Annotated in this window: 17 protein-coding genes and 1 CRISPR repeat array; of the genes, 16 read left to right on the top strand and 1 reads right to left on the bottom strand. The window is 25.8% G+C overall.

Going from position 1 to position 24514, the window contains the following annotated elements; translation table 11 throughout:
- Positions 1 to 536 precede the first annotated feature (536 nt).
- Positions 537 to 1763, top strand: a complete 1227-nt coding sequence (locus KYD98_RS06200) for a chloride channel protein (RefSeq protein WP_219778725.1) — start codon at positions 537 to 539, stop codon at positions 1761 to 1763.
- Between the two features lie 183 nt (positions 1764 to 1946).
- Positions 1947 to 3692 (top strand): 3'-5' exonuclease, encoded by a 1746-nt coding sequence (locus KYD98_RS06195; protein WP_219778724.1) that lies wholly within the window; start codon positions 1947 to 1949, stop codon positions 3690 to 3692.
- Between the two features lie 141 nt (positions 3693 to 3833).
- On the opposite strand, the gene KYD98_RS06190 is transcribed toward KYD98_RS06195, so the two are convergent.
- Complete coding sequence (locus KYD98_RS06190; protein WP_219778723.1) at positions 3834 to 4391, bottom strand: hypothetical protein; 558 nt, start codon at positions 4389 to 4391, stop codon at positions 3834 to 3836.
- A gap of 478 nt (positions 4392 to 4869) precedes the next feature.
- Between KYD98_RS06190 and KYD98_RS06185 the strand changes: the two genes are divergently transcribed.
- The 14 genes from KYD98_RS06185 (at position 4870) to KYD98_RS06125 (ending at position 24461) form a co-directional block, all read left to right on the top strand.
- Complete coding sequence (locus KYD98_RS06185) at positions 4870 to 5853, top strand: Gfo/Idh/MocA family protein (RefSeq protein ID WP_219778722.1); 984 nt, start codon at positions 4870 to 4872, stop codon at positions 5851 to 5853.
- A gap of 430 nt (positions 5854 to 6283) precedes the next feature.
- Entirely contained in the window at positions 6284 to 7402 is a 1119-nt protein-coding gene (locus KYD98_RS06180) for a DUF1349 domain-containing protein (protein ID WP_219778721.1), read from the top strand.
- Positions 7403 to 7651: 249 nt separating this feature from the next.
- Complete coding sequence (locus KYD98_RS06175) at positions 7652 to 8407, top strand: hypothetical protein (protein ID WP_219778720.1); 756 nt, start codon at positions 7652 to 7654, stop codon at positions 8405 to 8407.
- A gap of 815 nt (positions 8408 to 9222) precedes the next feature.
- Complete coding sequence (locus KYD98_RS06170) at positions 9223 to 10707, top strand: sodium-dependent transporter (protein ID WP_219778719.1); 1485 nt, start codon at positions 9223 to 9225, stop codon at positions 10705 to 10707.
- Between the two features lie 118 nt (positions 10708 to 10825).
- A complete protein-coding gene (locus KYD98_RS06165) occupies positions 10826 to 10930 on the top strand; it encodes a MetS family NSS transporter small subunit (RefSeq protein ID WP_219778718.1) in 105 nt (34 codons plus the stop codon).
- A gap of 324 nt (positions 10931 to 11254) precedes the next feature.
- Positions 11255 to 12931 (top strand): AAA family ATPase, encoded by a 1677-nt coding sequence (locus KYD98_RS06160; RefSeq protein WP_219778717.1) that lies wholly within the window; start codon positions 11255 to 11257, stop codon positions 12929 to 12931.
- Positions 12932 to 13266: 335 nt separating this feature from the next.
- Positions 13267 to 17244: a type II CRISPR RNA-guided endonuclease Cas9 gene (cas9, locus tag KYD98_RS06155; RefSeq protein ID WP_219778716.1), complete on the top strand. Its 3978-nt coding sequence runs from the start codon at positions 13267 to 13269 to the stop codon at positions 17242 to 17244.
- Positions 17245 to 17246: 2 nt separating this feature from the next.
- Complete coding sequence (gene cas1, locus KYD98_RS06150) at positions 17247 to 18116, top strand: type II CRISPR-associated endonuclease Cas1 (RefSeq protein WP_219778715.1); 870 nt, start codon at positions 17247 to 17249, stop codon at positions 18114 to 18116.
- Between the two features lie 11 nt (positions 18117 to 18127).
- The gene (gene cas2 / locus KYD98_RS06145) at positions 18128 to 18433 is read left to right on the top strand and encodes a CRISPR-associated endonuclease Cas2 (RefSeq protein ID WP_219778714.1); all 306 of its coding nucleotides are present in this window, start codon (positions 18128 to 18130) and stop codon (positions 18431 to 18433) included.
- Positions 18430 to 19122: a type II-A CRISPR-associated protein Csn2 gene (csn2, locus tag KYD98_RS06140; RefSeq protein WP_219778713.1), complete on the top strand. Its 693-nt coding sequence runs from the start codon at positions 18430 to 18432 to the stop codon at positions 19120 to 19122. Before cas2 ends, csn2 begins: the two co-directional genes overlap by 4 nt.
- 74 nt (positions 19123 to 19196) lie before the next feature.
- Positions 19197 to 20090: a CRISPR direct-repeat array (repeat unit 36 nt; unit sequence GTTTTAGAGCTGTGTTAAATTGAATGGTATTAAAAC).
- A gap of 212 nt (positions 20091 to 20302) precedes the next feature.
- A complete protein-coding gene (locus tag KYD98_RS06135) occupies positions 20303 to 21175 on the top strand; it encodes a DUF4351 domain-containing protein (protein WP_219778712.1) in 873 nt (290 codons plus the stop codon).
- A gap of 355 nt (positions 21176 to 21530) precedes the next feature.
- Positions 21531 to 21659 (top strand): hypothetical protein, encoded by a 129-nt coding sequence (locus KYD98_RS18160; RefSeq protein WP_258049666.1) that lies wholly within the window; start codon positions 21531 to 21533, stop codon positions 21657 to 21659.
- Between the two features lie 22 nt (positions 21660 to 21681).
- Entirely contained in the window at positions 21682 to 23442 is a 1761-nt protein-coding gene (locus KYD98_RS06130) for a 1-deoxy-D-xylulose-5-phosphate synthase (RefSeq protein ID WP_219778711.1), read from the top strand.
- Between the two features lie 212 nt (positions 23443 to 23654).
- Positions 23655 to 24461 carry an HAD family hydrolase gene (locus KYD98_RS06125; RefSeq protein ID WP_219778710.1) on the top strand — a complete coding sequence of 269 codons (807 nt, stop codon included), beginning with the start codon at positions 23655 to 23657 and terminating at the stop codon, positions 24459 to 24461.
- The last annotated feature ends 53 nt before the right edge of the window (positions 24462 to 24514 follow it).

Here is a 24514-nt window from a genome sequence, read left to right as displayed (position 1 = left end):
ATACATTTGAATACTTTTAATTATTCATTTACATATTAATTCAGTTATGTAATAAAATTTCATTATAAGAATAAATCGAAAACCATAATAATCAATTTAATCAATTATTATGGTTTTATTAAAATTTATTACAAATAACTGTCTGTAGGTCAGATGGACACATCCTTTTTTAACTAAATATTATTTTACTTAGTTCGACTTAATGTGTCCACTACTTTATACTAACACCACTATCTATATCTTTTTCAGAAAAATAGCAAGAGCGAAGAGAAAATCTAATATCTTCATAAGATTTGTCCTCAATAGCAATTTTCTTAATTTTATAATCCACAAATAATTTAACTTGAACAGCTATAAAAACAGAATGATTTTTAGAGTACTTATGTAAGTAGGTGCTCTTTTTATAATATACAATTACAATCTATACTTCCACAATATATATATTGACAGGTAAAAAATGATGTTATATATTTGAATTTATTGATGAGAATTAAATATATAAATAATTATTCATATAAATATAAAAGGAGAAGATTATGAACAAAACTATAAGAATAGACCTTGAAATAATAATATATAGTATTGTTATGGGAGGAATGGTAGGTTTTTTAACTTGGTTATTTCTAAGTGTGGTTAATTTAGGGATTCACTTTATGTGGAATACATTACCTAATTATTTTAATACAAATTATTGGACTTTAATCATTGGAATAATAGGTGGAATATTAGTAGGACTTACTCAAAAATATTTTGGAGATTATCCTAAATTTATGAATCAAACTTTAGGTGAATTTAAACAGAATAAAAAAGTAGAGTATAAATCAGTACCAAAAGCTACTATTGCAGCACTTACTGTTTTATTTTTTGGAGCTAGTTTAGGTCCAGAAGCAGCACTTACAGGGATAATTGGTGGTATTATTACATTTGTTGGAGATAAGATGAATGAAAAATTTAAGAAAAATAATATTATTAATGAGTATGCAGATGAAATAACTCAATCTAGTATGCAAGCAAGTATAGGTATGATATTTAATGCACCTTTATTTGGAGTATATACTCTTGGAGAAAATAGTGATAAAGATAAAAGTTTAATAAAAAAGATAAAAACTATTATATATACAGTTACTACGATTGCTGGTTTTTCAGTTTTTATATTATTATCACAAATAGATAATAGAGAGGGTTTTATAGTTAAATTTGGAGAATGTAAAATAGGTAGGCGTGAAATACTATTTGGAGTGATACTTCTATTAATCGCTATATTAGTAGGTATTATTTATAAAATGTATGGCAAAGTACTTCATAAATTATTGAAAGCCTTTGAGGATAAAAAGATTGTAAAAGCAATAATAGGGGGAATATCAATAGGAATAATAGGCACATTATTACCTTATACATTATTTTCAGGTGAGCATGAATTAAAAAAGTTGGTTTTTGAATGGAACAGTATAGGGGCATATATGTTAATTATTATAGGATTAATTAAGTTATTATTAACAGAAATTTGTTTATCAACTGGATGGAGAGGTGGACATATTTTTCCTATAATATTCTCAGGAAGTTGTATTGGATATGGATTATCAATTTTATTTGGAATTGATCCAGTATTTAGTGTAGTTGTAGTGACTACATGTTTTGTGAGTAAAGCTATGGATAATATGGTTATACCTATGATATTACTTATATTCTTTTTTCCATTAAACACTATATTACCAATGATATTATCAGCTGCCATAGGAAAGTTATCTAATAATGTTATTTAAATAATTTAGAAAGAGAATTAGAGAGAAAAGAGGAGGTTTCAAAAAATATATTTGAAATATCCTCTTAATTTTATATGTTTTAAATTTAGAATCATTCAAAACTTTACATATAAGCACAGAATATAGTACAATTAATATAATAATTACCAAATTTTAGAAAATATATGTAAAGAGGGAGTAGAAATGCAACTTAATATAGAACAAAAAAGAATAATTGAGAGTAAACCAAATGGTCATTCATTAATAAAAGGTGTAGCAGGTTCTGGTAAGACTACTGTTGCTGCAAACAAGATACCACTACTATTAAGACACTATTGCCCATATAAAGATGATAGTGTACTTATGGTAACTTATAATAAAGCACTTCAAAAATATGTATCAGTTATATATGATAATATTAAGGATGAGATTAATGCTCAAGCAAATTTATTTGATGAAGAAAATAGTAGCAAGTTGTATATTAAAGCAATAAATTCAATAATGTATATGTATTTTAATAGGTATAAAAATCAGCATAATGAGAAATTAACTATCGCATCACAAAAAGAGTGCAAGAATGAATTAATAGATGCTATTAAGTTTATTAGCAATAAATATGAAAACGTTGAAGTAATTAATTCTAAATATCTTCAATTTATTAAAGAAGAAATTATATGGATTAAGGCTTGTAATTATATGGATCTCCAAGAATATCAATGCGTTGATAGAATAGGGAGAGTTAGTAATATCAATAGTGATGGACCTCAAAAACTTAGAAAAAAGTCTAAACAAAGAAATGCTATATTTGATGTTTTATTAAAATATAATGATAATTTAAAAAAGATAAATAAAGTGGATCTTCAAGATATGGCATTAATTGCATTAGAGGAAGCTAAGAAATGTCCCATTCAAAAATATACTCACATTTTAATAGATGAAAGTCAAGATTTAACAAGGGTTCAATTAGAATTTTTAAAGACATTATATAATAAAAAAGTTTATTCTAGTATAACATTTATTTCAGATGTTGCTCAGAGTATATACTCTCAAGCATGGCTAATTAAAAATCGTTCATTTACTAGTCTTGGATATGATATGACAGGTAAATCTAATGCACTTACTAAAAATTATAGAACAACAACACAAATAGCTGAGGCGGCCTTTAGTTTAATTAATAGTAATAAAGACTTGCTTCAGGATGATAATTTTGTTAAACCTAATTTAATAGACAAGCAAGGCGATTATCCAACATATAGAAATTTTAAAGATGCAAATGAAGAAGGTTTATATATAGGTAATTTAATAGTGGAAAACCTTATGGAAGATTATAAATTAGAGGATATAGTTATAATTGCTAGACAAAAAAGACAGCTAGAAGAATTTAAAATTTGTTTAGATAAGTATAATATACCTTGTTTAATATTTGATAATGCCAATAAACTTGATTTTCATAAAGAATGTGTAAAACTTGTAACAATGCATTCTATTAAAGGTCTTGAATTTAAGATAGTAATAATTGCAGGAGTTAACTCTACAGTAATGCCATTATGTCCAGTGGAAGTTGAAGAAGAGGATATGGATATGTTAGAGTTTAGAGAAAGAAAGTTACTTTATGTTGGAATGACAAGAGCTACTGAAAAATTATTTATAACATCTAATGGTATACCTTCTAAATTTATTAAAGATATAGATTGTAAATTTTTAAAAGTAGAAGAAGATACTGATATCCCTCTAAATAAATTCAATAAAGAATTAAATCTTGATATGCTTAATTTAGAGCGTGATCAATATTCAATAGGGGAAGATGAGGATAAATCTGTTATTACAAATAAGGAATTATGTGAATTAGATGATATATCCAAATATAATTCTTATGAACAGATAATGTTTGATGAAAATAACTTTGGAATTTCAGAGTTAGCTATTGAAATTACTAATAGCAATAAATAGAAAGATAATTACATTTTATAATATGTAATTAAAAATAAGAATGCTTAAAAACTCTATTAATAATTTGATAAGAGTTTTTAAGCATTAGTTGTTAAATATTTGTGTTTTCATATCTTTTTTTATTAAAAGATATAGATTCTATTAATTCTTTTGGTTTAGTGCCCCATTGGCGGTTTCATCTAATTCTTCTTTTTTCTTATCTTTCATATAATAATATATACATCCAATAGAGACAGCAACATATGAAAGTAAATCAAATCCTATTTCCATCCATGCATCTGCACCTTCATGTTTTGTAACTTGATGAGATTTGCTAGATTTAGTTATAATACCAACCTTGGCTACATATTTCACATATCCACATACGCCTGAGGTGCCAGTTTCAGATTCAAGAAATTTATCTGCAAGAGCTTTAGTCTCACTAGTGTCAGTTAAGTTTTGTTCTATTGCAAGTTCTTTACCAAAACGAACATAGTCTCCATAAGTATGAACCATATATACTGAAGTTCCTACTAAAAAAGAATAAATGATTGCTATAACTATATTCTTAATTTTACAAAGACTTAATACAATTATTATTAAAACCACTGAAACGATAGCACCACCAAGAGCAATGTAATTTGAATAGTTTGTCTTTGTAGTGATAAAATTTACTACAGAACCAGCTATTAGTGCAATGATTGGAATAGATATTAGCATTAGTAATAAGGAACTAAAAGATTTTTTTGAATTCATAATAATTCATCTCCTTTACATTTAATTGTTTAGGAAGAAATTATATCATATTATGGTATAATTATGCTACTAATAGTAAACGGTTTTATGAAATAAATTGTAGAAAAATGATGAATTTGAAATAAAAATTGAAAAAAATGAAGAAATAAACAATAAAGATTTAATTTGTTTAATGAAAATTATAATATTTATTATAATTTTGGATGTACATATGTGTTATTTATAGTAATTGAAGATAGTAATGGAATTTAATTTATTATATAATTTAATTATTAGAAGAATTTTAATATATAATAGTTGGAAATATAGATATATAAGTTCTGAGGAGTTTGTTTATTTATATAAATTAAAAAATATTTATAAATAATATGATTTATCATTATGGTGAGGAACTTATATAGAAAATTTATGATTTTAAACGTATTTTGTAGGAGGTAGTAATATGAACATTGGAGTTGTAGGAACAGGTGGTATTGTAGAAACTTTTTTACAAGCCGTATCAAAAGTTGATGGGGTAGAATGTATAGCATTATGTTCAAGAAAAATAAGCAATAGAACAGATGAGATGTCTAAAAAGTATAATATAAAATCTGTATATACTGATTACAAAGAGATGCTTGAAGATAAATTAATAGATTTTATTTATATAGCATTACCTAATAGTCTTCATTATAGTTATGCATTAAAAGCTTTAGAAAACAGAAAACATGTAATTTGTGAAAAGCCATTTACATCTACTATAAAAGAGAGTGAACATTTAATAAAAATAGCTAAAGATAATAATCTATTTTTATTTGAAGGAATTACAACAATATATTTACCTAATTTTATTGATATTAAAAATAAAATTAAAGAGTTACAAAACATAAAGTTAGTTCAATGTAATTTTTCTCAATATTCAAGCAGGTATAATTCGTTTATGAATGGAGAAATACCTAATGTATTTAATCCTAAATTTTCAGGTGGAGCTTTATATGATATAAATATTTATAATTTACATTTTGTTATAGGTCTTTTTGGAAAGCCTGTAGATGTAAGATATTTAGCTAATATTGCAGAGAATGGAATTGATACATCAGGAATAGTTACATTAAGGTATAAAGATTTTGTGTGTGAATGTGTTGGAGCAAAAGATACGATGAGTCCAAGTTTTGTATATATACAAGGTAGGAATGGATATGTAAAACTAGATAGTTCAACTAATGAGTGTCTTTCTTTTGAAACTTGTATAGATGGGAAAATAGAAAGTTACAATAACCAAGAAGTGTCTAATAGAATGGTATATGAATTAAAGAATTTTAAAGAAATTTTTAATAATGATAATAAAGATATGTGTTATAAATTATTAGAGCATTCTTTAAATGTAGTTGAAACTGCAGTAAAAGCTAGAAAAGATGCAGGTATAGTATTTCCAGCAGATAATTAAATCTTAAACTATATTTTAAGTGAATGTTGGTATTATAATATAAAGCTCATGGACAGGGGAATTTACTTTAAGAACTCTAAAATAAAGCTTAGTCCAATTAATGCATGCTCCCAATCACAGATTGTTGACAAGCAATTAATTGTAAGACTAAAAGGAAACTCGACTCATGTACATTCGCTGAGTAAGTTCGAGTAGCAAAATATAAAATTTTGACTCTTACTTAAGAGTTCTAAAAAGCAAATTCCAATGCCAGTTCGCCATTATACTATAATATCAACATTATTAAAAAATAGTAAAATATTAATAAAGTCAGTTTAGTGTTATTTATTATCAAATTATTGCAAGTAAATATTTATATTATTAAATATAATATAACGAAGTAGAGATAAAAGTAAAAATTAAGGGGGATCATAAGGGGGAAAAAGAATAGATGTTAAATGAAGAGTTATCTTCTTTAATACATAAGAAGATAGAGGAAAATGGGAAAGTAGTAATTGGAATAAGTGGCATAAGCTTAAGTGGTAAAACTACTTTTGCTAATAAACTAAAGGAATTTTATGAATCTAATTATGATGTTTCTGTAATTTCTTTAGATGAAAATGAAGATATATTTAAAGAATCTTTTAATGATAAGAATCCATGTAAGTTTTATTATGAAAATGCCTATGATTTTTATAATTTAAAAAGAAAAATTGAAGAATGTTACAAAAAAAGTGATATAGTTATAGTTGAAGGATTATTGTTATTTAAAAACACAGTAGATATTAATTTTGATATAAAGGTATGGTTAGATTGTACTTTTACATCATCAATAGAAAGAAGCAGTAAAGATAAAAAGGAATTATACGGAGATTATTTTATGTGGCTTCAAAGGCAACATTTTTCAATAGATAATCCTAAGGGCAAAGTGGATATAATAATAAAAAATGATAAAGTGTTAGAAAATGATCCAGAAGTTTTTGTTGACTTATTAAATAACAAGGAATCATTAAATAAGATGAAGTGGTTATATGAACCATCAGCATGGGAATTTAGAGAAGATGGTATTTTTGTAAAGACTGATAGAATAACAGATTTTTGGCAAAGAACTCATTATGGTTTTAGAAATGATAATGCTCATATGTTATATATAGAAACTGAAAAAGACTTTATAATGACAACAAAGGTTAAGTTTAATGCAATTCATCAATTTGACCAATGTGGATTAGTAGTAAGAGTAGATGAAGATAATTGGTTAAAAACTTCTATTGAATATGAATTAAGTAATCCACCAAAGCTAGGTGCAGTTGTAACTAATTTAGGATATTCAGACTGGTCTACAGAAGAATTAGATTCAGAGGTAAATGAAGCTGAATTTAGAATTAGTAGAGAAGGAAAAGATTATAAAATAGAAGTTAATGTTTTAAATAGAGGATGGAGACAACTAAGAATTTGTCACCTTCATAGTGAAGAAAAAATGGTTAAATGCGGAATATATTGTTGTAGCCCTATTGATAATGGTTATGAAGTATTATTTACAGATTTAAAAATAGAAGAGAAGTATTTTTAAAAAGCAAATTCCAATGCCAGTTCGCCCTTATACTACAATATCAATACTGTTTTAAAACATAGTAAAAAACTAAATAACTGATAAATATTAAATAGGCTAGATTAATTTCTAGTCTGTTTTTTAGTATGAAAAATAAAAAATATACAATAGGGTAATTTTAAGATTAAACATACGCATACTATTTACATAATATAATTATTAAATTTACGCAGAGTTTGTTTATTAGATAAAGTAGTTAGGAGAATACTTATGAGGAAATTATTATTACCACAAAGTGCAAAGGTAACACCAAAGGAAGTATTAGATGAAATTAACAAGTTTGAATATATTAATAAAAGTCCATATAGTTTAAGTTATTATAATGTACCAGGAGTTTCTTGGGATTATAAACCTGAAGGAAGTTTAAGAATATCAGATCATTGGAATTTTATATCTCATGGAAGTAAGCATTGTATTTTAGCAGATACAGAAGAAGAAATACAAAATAATTGGATGTTAGCAAAATATATAGATGGTCAATATCATATTTTAAAAGAGTTTGGAGGAAATGTTCCAGGATATAGATTTATTGAATTAAATAAAAATGAATTAGAACTAATTAAATATTTATACAGTAAGGGTGGTATAGTTAGTTCAAAGGAACTATATAGAAAGTATCAAGAGAGAGCTAAATTAGTAAAAGAAGGTCATACAAAAAATAAAAAATCATTAATAAAAAGTATAGGTGATGAGAGATTTAAAAAGTTTAAAGAGGGAAATAAAGAAACAAAAAAAGTAGTTTTTATTGAGGAAAAGAATATGGATATAATTAATAAAGCGTTAACAGTATATGAAAAAAGCAATGAGCTTGATGAATTTTGCAAAATAGAACAAGGTATTAACGAATTGATTAACACATATAAAGCTTATAAATTTAATAGCAGTGATATTGAATCATTTGAAGAAATATTTATTTTAGTATTAGATAATGGAATGGCAATTAATTATAGATATGATTTTTTATAAAAAGTATTAAGTTAATTAGACGTATATAATATAGTAATGATATCTAAAAATCAATATATATATATATTGCAATTTAAAATCTACATTTGTTTAAACAATCTTGTTGAAGATAATTTAAAATTAAGTTTAAAATTTGATTGTAGAAATCATATTACAACATATATATTCTAGAAATTTAGAACATAGAAATTTAAAAATATTTAATTAAGTTATTAAATAGTATCTAATATTTAAATATAAATTTGCAAAGTATACGATATTAAAACAATTATTTATAAACAAAATGTTATTATAAACCTTTATTTATTATAAAATTAACAAAAAAATATTTAAAGTATTGACGAATTATAAAATACTTGATATTATAAATAACAAAGAAATGAAGGGGAGGAAATATTATGAATTCAATAAAAGCAAAATTTGAAATAAAATCAAAATTTAATAGAGTACTCTTATTGTTAGCCGAATTACTGTAGCAATTGTGTTTATGATTTGATGAATTTATATTTATTACTGTCATAGATGCAATTGCTGTTTAAAGTGAGTGTATCTATGATGGCTAATTTATATTTTATAGATGAAATAGCCTCATAGAGTATTATGAGGCTATTTTTTGTATTATTTTATATATCAAAAAGTCTCATAGATTAAGTATGAGGCTTTTTTATATCCTAGGTTAAAAAGTCTCATAAATAACTATGAGATTTTTTTATTATAAATATTCTAAATTTGGTTTATGTTTTAAAAGTAGGTTTATATCTAATAGAAACATTTAATCAAAATATAGCAAATAATTAACTTAGGAGGATTTAAAAATGGAAGAAAATCGAGAACAATGGGGGACAAAGGTAGGATTTATACTTGCAGCAATTGGATCAGCTGTAGGGTTAGGAAATATATGGAGATTCCCGTATGTAATTTATTCAAGTGGAGGAGGAGCATTTTTAATACCATATTTTTGTGCTATATTCACAGCAGGAATTCCTCTTTTAATATTGGAGTATGGAATGGGACATAAATTTAAGGGTTCTACACCTCTTGCTTTATCAAGAGCTAATAAAAAATTTGAATGGTTTGGATGGTGGTCAATAATCAGTTCATCAATTATATTATGCTATTATTCAATGATATTAAGCTGGGCTTTAAAATATTTAACATTCAGCTTTGGAAAAGTATGGGGAGAAGATTCTAATGAATTTTTTTATAAGGAATTTTTAAAGTTATCTGATTCACCTATGAATATAGGTGAGATGGTATGGCCTATATTAATTGGAATAGCATTAATTTGGATAATAAACTGGTATATTTGTTACAATGGAGTAAAATCAGGAATAGAAAAGACAAGTAAATTATTATTACCATGCTTATTAGTAATAATGATAATAATAGTTATAAGAGGGATTACTTTAGAAGGTGCTACAGTTGGATTAAACACTTTATTTACACCAGATTGGGATAAGATAAAAAATCCTCAAATTTGGATTTCTGCGTATGGACAAGTCTTTTTCTCATTAAGTATAGGGACTGGAATCATGATGACATATTCAAGCTATCTTCCTAAAAAGACAGATATAAATAATAGTGCATTTATGACAGCTTTTGCAAACTGTGGATTTGAATTTTTATGTGCTATTGGAGTGTTTGGGATTCTTGGAGCAATGGCAACAAGCCAAGGAGTAGCAGTTGAAGATGTTGCAACAAGTGGAATTGGATTAGCATTTATAGCATTCCCTAAGATATTTACAATCATGGGAGTATGGGGAAATGTATTAGGAGTTTTATTTTTCGTATGTTTATCATTTGCTGGGATTACTTCATCAGTTTCTTTAGTTGAAGCAATATCAGCAGCTATAATTGATAAATTTGGATGGAAACGTAAAAAAGTTGTTACAACTCTTTCTATAGTTGGATTTTTAATAAGCACAGTTTTTGCAACAAATGCTGGCTTATATCTATTAGATATTATGGACAATTTCATAAATAATTATGGAATAGTTGTAGTTGGATTATTAGAGGCATTTGTTATTGGATGGATAGTTAAACCTAAGACAATAAGAGAACATACAAATTCTATGTCTTATTTTAAAATAGGAAAATGGTGGGACGTGATTATAAAGTTTGTTACACCTACATTATTAACAATAACATTAATTCAAAGTCTTATAAAAGAATTTAAAACTCCATATGGAGGATATGATTTAATACCGTTATTATTATATGGATGGGCAATTATAGCTTTAGGAATTATAGGTGGAATATTAATAAGTAAAAGATCTTGGAAAAATAAAAGTGAAAATTGATATGTTTTAAAATAGTGTTTATATTGTGATACAAAGCAAATTTCAGTCTCATTGAGTCATTATAATACAATATAAACGTTTAATCAAAACATAGAGTGGGAAATAGGAGGTAGTATACATGACAGGACAAGCTGTATCGTTTTTATTATTAGGAGCAACAATTCTTTGGGGAGGATTAATGCTAACTTTAGGAATAACTATTAAAAATGAAAAAGTAAGATAGTAGTTATAAAGTCCTTAGTAAGTTTTTAATTTAGAAACTTATTAAGGACTTTAATCGTATTGGCAGCAATACAATTAGATATAGTCATATTTGTGTAAGAAAGATAGAGTTTAAGAATAATATCAATGTTTTGATTACTGAAAATATTTTAGCAAGGGAATGTTACTATATTGTAGGAGTGATTATAAGCCAAAAAGTAAGTTAGTAAAAATTATCTATGGAATGCTTGATACAAAAATATAATTATGATTTTAGTTTATGAAAATTACTAAGTAGGCTATAATATAAATATATTTTAGGTTACATTAAAAGGAGTGTTATGTTTTGGATTTTAAAGCGTTACCTATAGGGATAGACAATTTTGAAAAGTTAATAACTAGAGAATATTATTATATAGATAAGACATTATTAATAAAGGATTTAATTGATAATAAAGCAGATGTGAACTTATTTACAAGACCAAGAAGATTTGGAAAAACATTAAATATGAGCATGCTTCAATATTTCTTTGAAAAAAGAGAAGAGAATAATTCTTATCTTTTTGAAGGATTAAATATAATGCAGGCAGGAGAAAAATATACTTCTCATATGGGACAATATCCTGTAATTAATTTATCATTAAAATCTGCAAAACAACCTAATTTTGAATTAGCTTTTAAGTGCATAAAAGAAGAGATAACTAATGAATTTAGAAGACATGAGTATATTCTACAAAGCGATGAATTAACTAATGAAAAGGAACAATATTTGAGAATTGTAAAAGGTGATGATGAAGAAGGACTTTATATAACATCATTAAAGTTTTTATCTCAATGTTTAGAAAAATATCATAAGAAAAAAGCAATAATATTAATTGATGAATATGATGTACCACTTGAAAATTCGTTTTTTGAAGGCTTTTACGACAGAATGATCTCATTTTTAAGATCACTTTTTGAATCTGCATTAAAAACAAATTCTTCTTTAGAATTTGCAGTAATAACAGGTTGTTTACGTATTTCAAAGGAAAGTATTTTTACTGGACTTAATAATCTAGAAATAATATCAATTTTAAATAAATCCTATGATGAGTATTTTGGTTTTACTCAAAAAGAGGTAAATAAAATGCTTGAAGATTATAATTTAATGGATAAAGAAACCTTAATAAAAGATTGGTATAATGGTTATATTTTTGGTGATGCTAAAGTTTATAATCCTTGGAGTGCTGTACGTTTTATAAAGGATTTGAAAATAAATACAAATGCATTCCCAACATCTTATTGGGCAAATACAAGCTCAAATAGTATTGTTAAAAGTTTAATTGAAAAAGCAGATAGTGTAACCAAAAAGGAAATTGAGCTTTTGATTGAAGGAAATACTATAGAAAAAAGAGTTCATGAAGATATAACTTATGATGAAGTTTATGATAGCATGGAAAATCTTTGGAATTTCATGTTCTTTACTGGGTACTTTAAAAAAGTTGGTGAAAGAATGGATGAAGAAGACAATCATTATATAAGCTTAAAAATACCTAATAAAGAAGTTAAATATATTTTTAAGAACAAAATTCTAAAATGGTTTCATGATAAGGTTAAAGTAAAAGATTTATCTAAAATGTATGAAGCTTTATTAAATAGGGATGTTGAAACCTTTCAAAAGGAATTAAATAATATGCTTATACAAACAATTAGTTTTAATGATGCCTATGAGAATTTCTATCATGGCTTTGTACTTGGAGTTTTAGCAAATATGCATGATTATATTATTAAATCTAATAGGGAAGGTGGAAAAGGTAGAAGCGATATTTATATAAAATCTTTATCTATCTTTAAGCCCGCAGTAATAATAGAACTAAAAGTATGTGACAAGCCTAAAGAAATATTCAAAAAATGTGATGAAGCATTAGAACAAATAGAACGAAATAAATATGACTTAGAACTTATAGATGAGGGATATGAAGATATAATAAAATATGGTATCTCATTTTATAGAAAAGATTGTATAATAAAATTGAAAGAGTAATTGTTTATATCAAGTATATTATTAAGTTTTTCAGTTAGAAATTTATTAAGGACTTTAAGAAAAAACAAAAAAGCATTATTAATCTTGTGGGATTAATAATGCTTTTTTGTCCTATCTAAATAGGGAATGACTCTAAGTAAAACATTGTGTTTTAAAATTTATTTTAACTTGCTGTGTTAAGTTGAATGGTATCAACTTACTTATATTATAGTTTAAAATTATAAAGGAATCAACAATTATATGAAATGTTTATAAAGAATATGGTAAAAATATGATATTATGTATTATGATTATAATAGTATAAATAAGTTTTAATATATAGAATTGGAGGAATTATGAGAGATTACAGTATAGGGATAGATTTAGGAACAAATTCTAGTGGAATTTCAGTAATAACTGATGATTTTAAGCTTCTAAAAGTTAAAAACAAGAATCTTTGGAGCGTTGTTAAGATTACTCAAGGAGAAACAGCAGAAGCTAGAAGAATTAAAAGAGGAACTAGAAGACTTTTAACTAGAAGAAAGTGGAGAATTAATAATTTCAGAATGCTTATTGAAGAAGAAATAATGAAAAGTGATCCAACCTTTTTTCATAGATTAGAAGATTCTTTTAAGCATAAGGAAGATAGAAGAGATAAAAGTTACGATTTTAATTTGTTTATAGAAAAAAACTTTAATGATAGAGATTATTTTAGAAACTACCCAACTATATATCATTTAAGAAATAAACTGATTGAAGATAAAAGAAAATATGATATTAGACTTATTTATATGGCTATTCATCATATCATTAAATACAGAGGTCATTTTTTATATGAAGGAGAAGATTTCTCTAAGGTTATTGGTAATAATGAAGATTTAATTGATGAATTAATAAGTAATTGTTCAACATATTTAGATATTAGTATTAATAACGCTGAAAAAAATATTTATAAAATTTTGGAGGATAAAAATAAAAGTAGAAAGGATAAAATAAATGAAATTTTAACTTTAGAAAAGTACATTAAAGAAGATAAGATAGTAGTAAAAGAGATATTTAATGGCATCTTGGGACTGTCTATGGACATAGGTAAATTATTACCTGATATTGATTTTGGAGAACTTAAAAAAATTAATATGTCAGATAGCGATATTGATGAAAAATTTGATACATTGTCTAATTTAATGGGTGAGAACTTTGTGGTTTTAGAAACGGTTAAAAAACTTTATAGTGGACTTAAACTTAAAGATATTTTAAGTGGAACAGATTATGTATCAGCTGCTATGATTGGAAGATTTAACAAGTTTAAATATGATTTAAATCTATTAAAAAAGGTTATTCGTGAAAATTGTACTGAAAATGTTTATTTTGATATTTTTAAAAGTATTAAGAAAGATGAGCCTAATTATAATAACTACATTAACAATAAAATAAAAGCTAATGGAAATAAGAAACGTGTTGAAGATAAAAAGAAGGTTTTCTATGATAAACTTAAATCAATTTTAAAAGATGTTGAAAATCAGGAAACAGATTATATATTAAGTGAAATTGAAAATGAAAATTTTTTAATTAAGCTTAATACTACGATAAATTCTATTATTCCTTATCAGCTTCAGTTGAAAGAGCTTGAGGAAATTTTAGAAAATCAAGGAGAATTTTATCCTATTTTGAGAGAAAATAAAGATAAAATAATTAAGATTCTTACATTTAGAATTCCTTATTATATTGGACCTTTGGATAAAAATCAAAATAAAAAATATGGCTGGATAGAAATGAATAAGGGAAAAGAAGGAGAGAGAATTTTTCCTTGGAATTTTAATGATGTTGTTGATATAGAAAAATCAGCAGAAGGTTTTATAACTAGAATGACTAGTTATTGTTCTTATTTACCTAGTGAGAAAGTTTTGCCTTTTAATTCAATACTTTATACAGAGTATCTTTATTATAATGAAGTAAATAAAATTAGATTTGGTGATAATACGCTTGATTCTACAGAAAAAGAAATACTTAAACAGGAATTATTTATGAATTATAATAATGTTAGTGAACAAAAGCTTTTAGGTTGGTATAAAAAGCGTTATCCAGCAGCTGGAAACATTAAAGTAACAGGATTTATAGGTGATAAGAAAGCTAGTGTAACTTTAAAACCAATTAAAGATTTTACAAGAATATATGGAAAAATAACTAAAGATAATATAGAGGAAATTGAAAGAATAATTTATTATCTTACAGTTTTTGAAGATAAGAGAATCATTAAAAGAAAATTAAATACTGAATTTAAATTAAATGATAAAGCTAAAAAGGAAATTTTACAACTTAATTATTCAGGCTGGGGAAGATTATCAGCACAATTATTAAATGGTATTAAGGTAAGAAATGGGAAATATATAAAAAAGAGTATTATAGATATTTTAAAAGAAACTAACCTTAATTTTATGCAAATAATTAATGATAGTAATTTAGGCTTTAATAAAATTATTGAAGAGAAAAATGGTTCTGATAAAATAGAAAAAATTAATTTTGAGGAGCATATAAAAACATTACAAGGATCACCTGCTATAAAAAAAGGAATTTATCAAGCTGTTAAACAAATAGAAGAGGTTATAAAACTTACTGGAAAATATCCCAAAAGCATTTATATAGAAGTTGCAAGGGAGGATGGAAAATCAAAGAGAACTTTAGCTAGAAATAAGAAGCTTTTAGATCTTTATGAAGGAATAGAAGCTTTAGAAGATAAGGACAAGGAAATAATAAAAAAGCTTAAAGAAAAAGGCTTTAAGATAGACAATGAAAGATTATATCTTTATTGTATGCAGAGAGGAAAATGTATGTATTCAGGAAGACCACTAGAAATAAGTAATCTTATAGATTATGAAGTGGACCACATAATTCCTCGTTCTTTAATTAAGGATGATAGTTTTTCAAACAAAGTTTTGGTTATAAAAGAATACAATCAAAAGAAATCTTCAGGAGCTTTAGAGGATAAGATAATTAACAATATGGCTTATTTTTGGAAGAGTCTCTTAGATTATAAATTAATTTCAAAGAGAAAATTTGATAATCTAACAAATAGAACGGGTATATTTGAAAAAGAAGCTGAAAAAGGATTTATTAATAGACAATTAGTGGAAGTTAGACAAATTTCAAAGCATGTTGTTAACCTATTAAATAGAGCATATGGAGATAAAGGGACGAAAGTTTATGCAATTAAGGCTGAACTTGTAAATAACTTTAAAAAACAATTTAATATTTATAAAAGTCGAGAAATAAATGATCTTCATCATGTTAAAGATGCTTATGCAGTTGCTGTTGTTGGAGAGTATATTAAAAAGAGGTTTAGAAATTTAGATAGTGAATTTATTTATGATGAATATAAACAATACTTAAAAAAAATTACTTGTAAAAATAAATTTGGATTTATTATTTCTTCAATGACTATTGATTTTATAAATGAAGATGGGGTAGTTGTTTGGGATGCTAAAAGTGAGATAAGCAAAATCAAGAAGATATTTGAATATAATGATCCTTTTGTAGTTAAGAAAACTGAGGTTATGACAGGTCAATTATTTAATCTAACTAGATATGATAAAAATGGAAGTGAAAAAAATGAAAATAAAATACCATTAAAGAATAATAAGGATGTATTTTTAGATCCGTGTAAATATGGATATTATACAAGTTTGAAAATTTCGTATTGCAGTCTTATAAAGATAAAAGATAAAAATAAATATAAAAATATAATTGCAAAAGTACCTATAACTATGAAAGATAAGATTGGAAAAAGCACTGACAAACTTATAGAATATTTTCAGAATAAAGGATATGAAGTGATTGAAATTTTAATACCTAAGATACCAATATATCAAAAAATAGTGTATGAAGGACATGAATATTATATAATTTCTGAAAAGGAATGGTGTAATGCAAAACAACTTAAAATTTCTAGTAAATATTATAATAATATATGTAATTTAAATGACCCCAAATACTTTAAAGAATTAGAAAAAAATGAAAAGAAGAACCAATTAATAGAAATTTTTGATTATTTGTTAGAAAAATTAGAAAAGGAATATAAAAATGCATATAAGAAGGCAATAAAAGATCTAAATGATAAAAGGGAAGATTTTATAAATTTAAATAGTGATAGTAAGTTATATATAATAAATCAAATATTAAACTTAACAAAAGCTGATTCCAGTAAAGCAGACTTAAGTAAGTTAAAGTGTAGTAAGGAAGCAGGTAAGCTTAATGGTAAAGAAGGTAAAGATATGACTAATGTAATATTTGTATATGAGTCATATCTTGGAATTAATAAAAGAGAGGTTAAGTATTAATTATGAGTTGGAGGACAGTAGTTATATCATCAAAATCTAAACTAAGTTATAAAAATAATTATTTAATTGTAAGAAATGATGATGTTAAGATGATTCATTTGTCAGAAATTAACACTTTGGTAATAGATACAACTTTAGTATCTATTACTAGCATACTTATTTGTGAATTACTTAATAGAAAGATTAAGATTATTTTTTGTGATGAAAAGCATAATCCAAATGGTGAAGTTATGCCTTACTATGGAAGTCATAATACAAGTAAGAAAGTTGCAATGCAGGCAGGATGGGATAAAAATATCAAAGCTTTAGTTTGGAAAAAAATTATTAAACAAAAGATAAAAAATCAAAGTAATATATTAAAAAAATTTAATAAAGAAAATATTATAAAACTTAATCAATACATTGAACAAGTTCAAGAAAATGACAGTACAAATAGAGAGGGACATAGTGCGAAAGTTTACTTTAATAGTCTTTTTGGTATGGAATTTAATAGAGAATTAGATTCAGATATCAATTCAGCATTAGATTATGGCTATACAATATTATTATCAGCTATTAACAGAGAAATAGTTAATAATGGCTATATAACCCAAATTGGAATTAATCATAAAAATGAATTTAATCAATTTAATCTTGGATGTGATCTTATGGAAATTTTTAGACCAGTTGTTGATAAAGTTGTTTATGAAAATAGAAATTTTAATTTTGACAGAGAATTTAAATATAAGTTAATTAATGTATTAAATGAAAAGATATGCATTGATAAGAGTGAATATTATCTATCAAATGGAATTTCATTATATTTAAAAAGTGTTTTTAAAGCTATTGAAGATAAAAAGATTGAAAGTATTATTGATATTGAAGTTATATGAGTTTTAGGTATATGAGAGTAATTGTATTTTTTGATTTACCAACTTTAACAACAAGAGATAGAAGTGAATATAGAAAATTTAGAAAATTTTTAATTAATGAAGGGTTTATAATGATGCAAGAATCTATTTATAGTAAAATTGCATTAAATAATACTACTGCAAATCTAATAAAAAAGAAGGTTAAGAAGAATAAAGTTAAGGGTGGACTTATTCAAATGATGGTTATTACAGAAAAACAGTATGCAGCTATTGAATATGTTTCTGGAGGTAATACAAGTAAAATTTTAAGTGATACTAATAGGATGGTGATTTTGTGATAGAACTTTGTACAGAATTATTAGATGAAAGTATTAAGTTTAATATTAATAAAGTGAACGTCTTAGAGATTAATAATAAGGAGCTATTTAATAAAGTTGTTTATGCATTAAATAAAAATATAAATACAAATGAATATTTTGGAGAAATGTATTTATATGAGAAAAATGAAGAAATAGATTTAAATAGAAATTGCATGATTATTCATGATTTTTATAATATATTTTCAAATCAGACCAAAATACTTAAGGGTTTTTATGATGACATAGAAAAAGAATATAAGTTTAATTATGAAGATGAAACAATAATAAGTTTGCAAAAGCCTTTAATTAAAAGTGTTAGAGATATTTTAATAGAATATGATTACGAATTAACACAAAAAGAGACAATAGAAATAAAAGACTTATTAAAAATAATGGATGTAAGATTTGATGTAAATTATTATGATAAACCTTTAGAAAATGTATTTCTATTAATCGATTTAATAGCTAATTTTAAAATATGTAAAGTATTAATTTTTGTTAATGCAAAATGTTTTTTTACACAAGAAGAATTAGTAGAAATTTATAAAATGATAGTTTATAAAAGGATAAATGTACTTTTTGTTGAATATTATAAAGGGGAAAGTAATAAAGCTTATGAAAATAAGGTTTTAATTGATGAAGATTTTGATGAATTTTATATAAATTAAATAATAGAATAAAAAAATATCATTCTTTTTTTCAAGAATTTGCTGTGATTCTATGCAATAAACTCAGATTTGAGGTTTTAGAGCTGTGTTAAATTGAATGGTATTAAAACAAAGTTTAGTATTTGCAATAGAAAAGAATGGTTTTAGAGCTGTGTTAAATTGAATGGTATTAAAACTTCTTTATGTTCTTTAATACCTAAAGCATCGTTTTAGAGCTGTGTTAAATTGAATGGTATTAAAACATACAGAATAAAAATAAGCGAAAGTCAAATGTTTTAGAGCTGTGTTAAATTGAATGGTATTAAAACCAACAGGAAGTACAGGAAACTGCTACTTCCGTTTTAGAGCTGTGTTAAATTGAATGGTATTAAAACACATTTACTTGTTTGCGGTCTTAGTGGACAGTTTTAGAGCTGTGTTAAATTGAATGGTATTAAAACTTGCAATATCACAAAACCATATATCATCACGTTTTAGAGCTGTGTTAAATTGAATGGTATTAAAACAAGAAACAATGGAGTTATTATTTAATCTTAGTTTTAGAGCTGTGTTAAATTGAATGGTATTAAAACCAACAGGAAGTACAGGAAACTGCTACTTCCGTTTTAGAGCTGTGTTAAATTGAATGGTATTAAAACACATTTACTTGTTTGCGGTCTTAGTGGACAGTTTTAGAGCTGTGTTAAATTGAATGGTATTAAAACTTGCAATATCACAAAACCATATATCATCACGTTTTAGAGCTGTGTTAAATTGAATGGTATTAAAACAAGAAACAATGGAGTTATTATTTAATCTTAGTTTTAGAGCTGTGTTAAATTGAATGGTATTAAAACCAGACCTATTAGTTAGAACATTACAAAGAAGTTTTAGAGCTGTGTTAAATTGAATGGTATTAAAACTATAAATGAAGCTGTAATACATGTACTAGAGTTTTAGAGCTGTGTTAAATTGAATGGTATTAAAATTTTTCACCTTATTTTCTTAAGAATAGTGGTGTTCCAATAAAATAAGCATTAAATCTTGCAATGTCACAGGTAATTGACACTATAGAGGAATAGAAAGCCACACTGATTCCAAAGGATGGGATTGGGAGTGGCTTTTGTATTAAATTTGTTTGAACTCTTCTTAATAATGATTTAAAATGAGAATATAATTAGGATGTGAAGAAGGTGAACTAATGAAACCTATAAACTATGAAGATTTAATTATGAAAAGAGCAATGGATCTTTTTGCAGAAGAAGGATTAAAATTCTTTGGAATAAATCAAAAAGTTAAGGAACTTGGGCCAACAGAATTAGTAGTTTTAGAAACTAAAAATATGTTTATGGATTATACTTTTCTTATGGAAGATGATACTTTTATACATTTTGAGTTTCAAACAACTAATAAAGGGAAAATGGATTTAAGAAGGTTTAGAGCTTATGAAGCGTTATTAAGTCATCAGACAGGAAAAGATGTAATTACATATGTTGTTTATTCAGGCAATATAAAAGATCCAGGCAATGTTTTAGAAACAGGAATAAATGAATACAAAGTTAATTCGATATCTATGTGGAGTAGAGATGGAGATAAGATATATAATGATATTGTAGAAAAAATAAAATCAGAAATAGAGATTACAAAACAAGATATAATAGCTCTAATATTCACTCCTATTATGGGAGGAAAGGTAGGAATAGCAGATAAAATAATTAATGCAATACATATAGTAAAGGACATAAACAGTGACTATAAGTATGATGCAGAATCAATATTATATGCTTTTGCAAATAAATTTTTAAGTGGAAAAGATTTGGAGAAAGTAAAGGAGGAATTGAGAATGACTGAACTTGGTAAAAGTCTAATACAAGAAGGAATGGAACAAGGAATAAAAGAGGGTAGAGAAGAAGGAAAGTCAGAACTTTTAATTAAAATGTTGATAAAAAAGTTTAAAAAATTACCTGATGAATATAAGAAAAAAATAAAAGCACTTCCAGAAGAAACATTAGAAATAATTGCAACAGATATATTTGAACTGAATTCAATAGAAGAGTTAGAACAATATTTCTAGAATAAAATAACTTAATTAATAATCTAGTTCAAACATATTAAATTTTAAAACCCTGTAATTTACTACCTTTAAGTAACTTACAGGGTTTATTTTAGCATTCTTAAATTTGAATTACTATACGTCAAATCTTTTACGCTTACATGGATCCACTACTTTATACTAACACTAATGGCATTAATTGTATTTGAAAAGAATAACTTTTATTACACAAATAAATATTTTTTAAATTGAGGTATTGACATAAAGTTAACTTTACCCCTTATGATTGTTTTGTAGGTTCTATTAATTATGATTATTAATCACTCAGTTAAGAAAGGAAGTTGTTCAAAAGCAGATAGAGGGATTAAAGAAGATTATGGAAACTATCAAATATAAGATATGGTACTATGAAACTGCAATTAAGGCTGGCACAGAGGAGATTCATAAGCAAAACAAGATGATGAATAAGAAGATGAAGATAGAAAAAATGTGTGCAGTAAAATAAATGAATTTTAGGAGGATGAAGTATGTATTTAGAAAAAATAAATTCACCAGAAGACGTAAAAAAATTATCAATAGATGAAATGAAAGATTTAAGTGCAGAAATCCGTCAGCTATTACTTAAAAAGTTAAGTGAGCATGGCGGGCATATTGGCCCTAATCTTGGAATTGTGGAATTGACTGTTGCATTGCATTATGTATTTAACTCACCAAAGGATAAGATTGTTTATGATGTTTCTCATCAGAGTTATACTCATAAAATACTTACTGGAAGAAAAGAGGCATTTATTAATTCAGAAAAATATGATGAGGTTTCTGGTTATTCAAATCCACAAGAAAGCAATCATGACTTTTTTACTATAGGACATACTTCCACGTCTATAAGTCTTGCTTGTGGTCTTGCTAAAGCAAGAGACTTAAAAGATGAGAAGGATAATGTCATTGCTATTATTGGAGATGGTTCACTAAGTGGAGGAGAAGCATATGAAGGACTAAATAATGCAGCAGAAGCAGGAACAAACATGATTATTGTTGTAAATGATAATGACATGTCCATTGCAGAAAATCATGGTGGTTTATATAAAAATCTTAAAAAGCTTAGAGACTCAGAAGGAAAATGTGAGTGTAATTTCTTTAAGGCAATGGGATTAGATTATTATTATGTAAAAGACGGACATGATTTTGAGCAGTTAATCAAAGTATTTAACAAGGTTAAGGATATAAAGCATCCAGTAGTTGTTCATATTCATACAATTAAAGGAAAAGGGTTTGAATTTGCTGAAAAGAACAAGGAACATTGGCATTGGGGAATGCCTTTTGTATTAGAAACAGGAGAATCAAAGTTTCCTATGGGTGATACAGAAGATTATGACTATTTAACTGGAAAATACTTATTAGATGCTATGAAAAATGATCCAAAAGTAGTTGCCATTACGTCAGGAACTCCCGCAGTGTTTGGTTTTGGGAAAGAAAAAAGAAAAGAAGCAGGCAGACAGTTTGTTGATGTTGGTATTGCAGAAGAACATGCAGTAGCTTTGGCTTCAGGAATTGCAGCAAATGGTGGAAGGCCAGTTTATGGAGTATGTAGTACGTTTCTTCAAAGAACATATGACCAGCTTTCACAGGATCTATGTATAAATAATAATCCAGCAGTAATACTAGTATATTTAGCATCTGTTTATGGAATGAATGATGTAACACATCTTGGATTATACGATATTGGTATGATGAGTAACATTCCCAATATGGTATATCTTGCTCCGACATGTAAGGAAGAATATTTTAAGATGCTTAAGTGGGGCATGAGTCAAAAAGAGCATCCAGTGGCTATCCGTGTTCCAGCAATGGGAGTAATTGAAAGTGGAGTAGAAGATAAGACAGATTACTTTAAATTGAATAAATATCAGGTAACAAAAGCCGGAAAAGGTGTTGTAGTGATTGCACTGGGTGATTTCTATCAGCTTGGTCAGGCAGTTGTTACAAAGCTTTCAAATGAAAATGGCATTGAAGCTACGCTGATTAATCCAAAGTATATCACAGGTATTGATGAAGAATTACTAGAAAACTTGAAAAAAGAGCATGAGCTCGTAATTACTCTTGAAGATGGTATTTTAGATGGTGGTTTTGGTGAGAAGATTGCAAGATTTTATGGTCCTTCTGACATGAAGGTTTTAAATTATGGTATCAAGAAGGAATTACTAGACCGTTATGTTCCAGATGAACTTATGAAAAAAAATAGACTTACAGATATTCAGATAGTAGAAGATATTATAAGTATCATAAAATAAGGTATTATACATGCTGATCTACGGAAAGTTATTTGTAATAAATTTAAATAAAACCATAATAATTGATTAAATTGATTATTGTGGTTTGCGGTTTATTCTTATAATGAGGACTGATCAGAAACATATGTGTAAATTTAGGATTTGTTGTAATAAAAATGAAGTCTGGTATATAATAGTATATGAATTTTAAAATTGAGAGGGAGAGAATACTTATGATAAGACTTATTGCATCAGATCTTGATGGAACACTTGTAAATAGTGATGGAAAAATCAATGAAAAAATGTTTCATTTGATAAATACATTAGATGAAAAAGGTATAAAATTTGCAGCAGCTAGTGGAAGATTTTATTATCAATTAAATAAAAATTTTGAAAAGGTAAATCATGATATGTTGTTTATCGCACATAATGGTGCACTTGTAAAATACAATAAAAATGGTAAAACAGTATATTCAAATTGTATATCTAAAGAGAATATAAAAAAGGTGATAGACTTAAAGAGGGAATTTGGAGAAGAAATATTTTTAGCAAGTGATAATACGGCTTATATAGAAAATCCTACAGATGATATGATGGATAAATTTAAATTTTTTAATGTCCCAGCAGTAGTAGTAAAATCTTTTGATGAAGTAAAAGTTCCTATTTATAAAATAACTTATTATGTTTCTGATGATGTCAAACCAGAAATAGTAGAATATTTAAAAGAGAATCTTAGTGATGAACTAGAGTTTGTTGTATCAGGTGATAAATGGATAGATATAATGAATAAAGGTGTAAGCAAAGGACATGCTATAGCAATGCTTCAGAAAAAGTTTAACATAGATAGAAAAAATACTATGGTTTTTGGAGATTATTATAATGATTTAACTATGTTTAAGACAGCACATTATAGTTATGCTATGAAAAATGCTCCAGATGATGTCAAAGAACATGCTAATTTTATTGCAGAAAGTAATAATGATAATGGAGTATATAAAGTTATAAATGAACTTTGTATAAAAGAACAAAAGATGGCATAATTATATTGGAAAATTTGGATTTTTTTAAAATAAATCAGTTTTTTCCAAAAAAG

It is taken from the genome of Clostridium weizhouense, assembly GCF_019431045.1.
In the GTDB taxonomy this organism is placed as follows: Bacteria; Bacillota; Clostridia; order Clostridiales; family Clostridiaceae; genus Clostridium; species Clostridium weizhouense.
Note: the sequence above shows the minus strand (reverse complement) of the source record. Positions and strands in the feature narration are given on the sequence as shown.

Bases quoted from the DNA above. Each gene is read 5' to 3' on its own strand.
- cas9 (WP_219778716.1), top strand. From the start codon at position 13,267: ATGAGAGATTACAGTATAGGGATAGATTTAGGAACAAATTCTAGTGGA.
- KYD98_RS06200 (WP_219778725.1), top strand. From the start codon at position 537: ATGAACAAAACTATAAGAATAGACCTTGAAATAATAATATATAGTATT.
- KYD98_RS06190 (WP_219778723.1), bottom strand. From the start codon at position 4,391: ATGCTAATATCTATTCCAATCATTGCACTAATAGCTGGTTCTGTAGTA.
- KYD98_RS06135 (WP_219778712.1), top strand. From the start codon at position 20,303: ATGAAACCTATAAACTATGAAGATTTAATTATGAAAAGAGCAATGGAT.
- KYD98_RS18160 (WP_258049666.1), top strand. From the start codon at position 21,531: ATGGAAACTATCAAATATAAGATATGGTACTATGAAACTGCAATTAAG.
- KYD98_RS06175 (WP_219778720.1), top strand. From the start codon at position 7,652: ATGAGGAAATTATTATTACCACAAAGTGCAAAGGTAACACCAAAGGAA.
- KYD98_RS06125 (WP_219778710.1), top strand. From the start codon at position 23,655: ATGATAAGACTTATTGCATCAGATCTTGATGGAACACTTGTAAATAGT.
- KYD98_RS06170 (WP_219778719.1), top strand. From the start codon at position 9,223: ATGGAAGAAAATCGAGAACAATGGGGGACAAAGGTAGGATTTATACTT.
- KYD98_RS06195 (WP_219778724.1), top strand. From the start codon at position 1,947: ATGCAACTTAATATAGAACAAAAAAGAATAATTGAGAGTAAACCAAAT.
- KYD98_RS06130 (WP_219778711.1), top strand. From the start codon at position 21,682: ATGTATTTAGAAAAAATAAATTCACCAGAAGACGTAAAAAAATTATCA.
- cas2 (WP_219778714.1), top strand. From the start codon at position 18,128: ATGAGAGTAATTGTATTTTTTGATTTACCAACTTTAACAACAAGAGAT.
- KYD98_RS06185 (WP_219778722.1), top strand. From the start codon at position 4,870: ATGAACATTGGAGTTGTAGGAACAGGTGGTATTGTAGAAACTTTTTTA.
- KYD98_RS06180 (WP_219778721.1), top strand. From the start codon at position 6,284: ATGTTAAATGAAGAGTTATCTTCTTTAATACATAAGAAGATAGAGGAA.
- cas1 (WP_219778715.1), top strand. From the start codon at position 17,247: ATGAGTTGGAGGACAGTAGTTATATCATCAAAATCTAAACTAAGTTAT.
- KYD98_RS06165 (WP_219778718.1), top strand. From the start codon at position 10,826: ATGACAGGACAAGCTGTATCGTTTTTATTATTAGGAGCAACAATTCTT.